At 56.6% G+C, this 1,131-nt stretch carries 2 protein-coding genes and 1 pseudogene; all 3 read right to left on the bottom strand.

Features of this window, described 5'->3' with window-relative positions; translation table 11 throughout:
* Positions 1 to 110: 110 nt before the first annotated feature.
* Complete coding sequence (locus tag GSQ76_RS31975; protein WP_254070498.1) at positions 111 to 233, bottom strand: hypothetical protein; 123 nt, start codon at positions 231 to 233, stop codon at positions 111 to 113.
* A gap of 106 nt (positions 234 to 339) precedes the next feature.
* Positions 340 to 396: pseudogene (locus GSQ76_RS31970) on the bottom strand (hypothetical protein); the annotation flags it as partial.
* A gap of 345 nt (positions 397 to 741) precedes the next feature.
* Positions 742 to 1,131, bottom strand: a 390-nt coding sequence (locus tag GSQ76_RS18780; protein WP_216851146.1) for a hypothetical protein, incomplete at its 5' end; no start/stop codon positions are given.

Raw genomic sequence — 1,131 nt, 5'->3', positions numbered from 1 at the left:
TCCGGTGCCGGACTTGGCATCGGCGATATGGGCTACTGCAAGTCCATTTCACCCTGGCGCCCCAAATATTCTTTTCGCTCTGCCGGCGATTTCACATCGAGCACGAGCTGTCACTTGGATCCACCGCTCAGTCGCAGGCCAATGACACCGGCCACAATGACCATGGCGCTTATGATGCGCCATGTCCCAGCCGATTCTCCCAAAAGGAAGATCCCGATGGCGAAGCTGCCCACTGCACCAATGCCTGTCCAGGCAGCATAGGCGGTGCCAAGGGGGCAGACTCTTGAGCGCGAAGGTCAGCAGGAAGAAACTGATCAACGATGAGACGACAGTGACTGCGCTCCAACCCCAATTGGTCCACCCATTCGCCTGCTTAGCGCTATAGGACCAAACCATCTCCAGTGCGCCAGCAACGACGATCATGAGCCAGGCCACTGCTATTTCTCCTGGCTAGTCTGATCTTCTATTTCAGCAGTGCCGATCTCCAGGTAATGCTTTGCGATCAGTGTAAAGTCGTCTGCCGAGACGAAAACGTCTCGATCGCTTCTACTCGCCGCAGCAGCAATCAGCGCTAACCGACCTACCCGTGCTCTCACCACCTTGCGGTCTTCCTTGTGAGAGGAAAGGTCTGCCGAATCAGCTACCGTTCTCGTGCAGGCCTCTTCAACCAGGTTACCCGGTAACCGCGCATAGCTCACAACATGGCCTCTTGGAATTTCGTCGGGGTGCCGTCGGACATTTTCAGCGTCTTGGGGTCAAGAGCCCCAAAACCATACCTATGCCGAGGGCTGCTAGAAGCGCCGTCAGCGGCTTACCGCGAACGAAGTCTCTTGCCTGCTCGGGCGTCCCGTCTTGTTCGGCAAGCTTCTCTTGCACTTTGTCAGCGTGCTTCGAAATCGAGATGGCTGCCTTGCCGGCAGCGTCTTTCGCTTGACCAGCGATGCGTTCAACAGTGGCAGATATCCCCTCTGTTGCAGACTTCGGATGATTCTCACCGGTTGCAGAGGATGCTGGATTCATACCTGGTGCCGATGCGTCTTTACTGTGGGCCGCAAGGGCAGGCGCAGCGCCGCCTTCGATGTGTTTATCGTCCACAAATCTCTCCTGGTCATGAACAGCGTCTACTGGACG

The sequence above is a fragment of the Acidisphaera sp. L21 genome (assembly GCF_009765685.1).
GTDB lineage: Bacteria > Pseudomonadota > Alphaproteobacteria > Acetobacterales > Acetobacteraceae > LMUY01.
Note: the sequence above shows the minus strand (reverse complement) of the source record. Positions and strands in the feature narration are given on the sequence as shown.